The organism is Synechococcus sp. OH2 (assembly GCF_047462155.1).
GTDB lineage: Bacteria > Cyanobacteriota > Cyanobacteriia > Thermostichales > Thermostichaceae > Thermostichus.
The window spans coordinates 56,232-58,221 of the sequence record NZ_JANSIR010000108.1; the positions used below are offsets into that span (position 1 = coordinate 56,232).

At 54.6% G+C, this 1,990-nt stretch carries 2 protein-coding genes; both read left to right on the top strand.

What is annotated here, in order from left to right; all coding sequences use genetic code 11:
- A partial coding sequence (locus NW835_RS11180; protein ID WP_414415317.1) for a hypothetical protein occupies positions 1-1,108 on the top strand: 1,108 nt, incomplete at its 5' end.
- A gap of 124 nt (positions 1,109-1,232) precedes the next feature.
- Entirely contained in the window at positions 1,233-1,904 is a 672-nt protein-coding gene (locus NW835_RS11185) for a DUF1614 domain-containing protein (RefSeq protein WP_414415318.1), read from the top strand.
- Positions 1,905-1,990: the final 86 nt, after the last annotated feature.

Below are 1,990 nucleotides of genomic sequence, written 5' to 3' on the forward strand. Positions count from 1 at the left end.
AGCCCAGTTGGCCGAGCGGCGTCAGCTTTTGGAACAGCTCCAAGACAGAGATCGGCGAGTGCAAAGCCTCCAAGCAGAGATTGAAGAGCTACAGAATCGGTCTGCGCGGAAGGAGGAAGAAATTCAAAGACTGGTTGCCGATCTGCAAAGATGGCAGGGTCTCGTCGGAGACTTGTCCCGGCAAGTCCAGGCCAGAGAGGAGGAGTTGCAGAACCGGCAAGCGGAACTGGCAGAGCTCCAAACCCGGCTTCAGCAGAGCAGCAAGCAAGTCCAAGATCTGGAAGCACAACTGGTCGAGCAACGGCGCTTGCAAGAAGAGCTCCGCCGCCGGGAGCAAAGAATCGAGGAGCTCCGCTGGCAAATTGAGGAAGGCGAGAAAGAACTTTCTAGGCTGCGGGAAGAGCTTCAGCGAAGAAACAGGCGGCTCCAAGAACTTGAGGCCCAGTTGGCCGAGCGGCGTCAGCTTTTGCAACAGCTCCAAGACAAAGATCGGCAAGTGCGAAGTCTCCAAGCAGAGATAGAGAGGCTGCGTGCGGAGCAGTTCCATGCAGACGCAGACGAGATTACAGAGCTGAGACTACAGCTTCAACAAAGGGATGAGGAAATAAAGACGCTGAAGACTGGCATAGAAGGTTATGAAAAGACTCTGTCTACAATTCTCCAGGGAAGAGGGCATTATACAAGGTACGAGCCGTCGGAAATAGATATAGTCTTGAAAATAACCGAGAAGGAGTTTTACCCACAAGAAGCTAAGAGTTTTATTTTAGAAATCCTGAGAGAGAAAATTAATAACGTACACGAAGGGAGCAGAGTCCAGCATATACTTAGAAACTTGTTTGAGAATAACGAAGCAAACGAGGGTGATGATCATCGTCGGAGAATTAGGGAATCTGTAGACAGCTTGTCTTCAGACTATAATGGGTGGAGTGATTATTACAGAAAAAGGTTGGAAGAGCTTGGTTTTGAGGTCATCGCGGAAGATAATCATGTCAGGATTTGCTTTCACGGGGATAGACGCTACCAAATTAGCCTGTCCAAAACCCCTAGCGATCGGGAGGCCGGCCACAGCATTTCTCGGGATATCCGCAACACTATTTTTGGTCTCTAGACAATCTTGAGGCGCCTCAGGCAAATGATCTGTAGTTGCAAACCTAACTTCTTACTTGCCCTCTGAGGCCAAGAAAAGTTAGACGGAGTCCTGATAGGCTGGAGGAAAGCTGGGGATCCCTGCCATGTTCTACCTACCGTTCTCGCTGTTGCTGTTTTTGATGCTGGTGCTGCTGCTGCCCTTCCTCTGGCTGGGGCTAGCGGTGGACGTGGTGGCGCTGGCAGTGGGGAAGCTGGGGTTCTCGCGGGAGGGGGCGCTGTTGCTGCTGCTGGCCATCTTGGTGGGCAGCTCGGTCAATATTCCTCTCTATCGCGTCAAGTGCGAGGTAACTCTGGTAGAGGATCTGGCCAGCCTGTGGATGCGGCAATTTTGGGGGATCCCGTTGGCCAAAATCTCCCAGGAGACGGTGGTTGCCCTCAACGTGGGTGGAGGGCTGATCCCGGTGCTCTTGGCCCTGTACCAATTTGGGCGGGCTGATGGGCTGTTGATCCTGGCCGTAACGGCACTGGTAACGGTGGTTAGCTACTACGCTTCCCAAGTGGTGCCCGGGATCGGCATTCAGATGAATCCTCTGATTGCCCCGGCCACGGCAGCCTTAGCCGCTTTGTTCTGGGCGGGGGATCAGGCGCCGGCGGTGGCCTTTGCCGGCGGGGTTTTGGGCACGGTGATCGGAGCCGATCTGCTGCACCTGCCGGAGGTGTTGCGGCGCAATTGCTCGGGCATTCTCAGCATTGGCGGGGCCGGCGTTTTCGACGGCATTGCCCTCTGTGGCCTGTTTGCCCTGCTGCTGAGCTAAACCAGCAAATAGGTGAGGGAAAGGGTAACAGCCTGGCTGGGATCCAGCCAGCGCAGGTCGGGATCTCCTTCGGGCGGACGACGGGT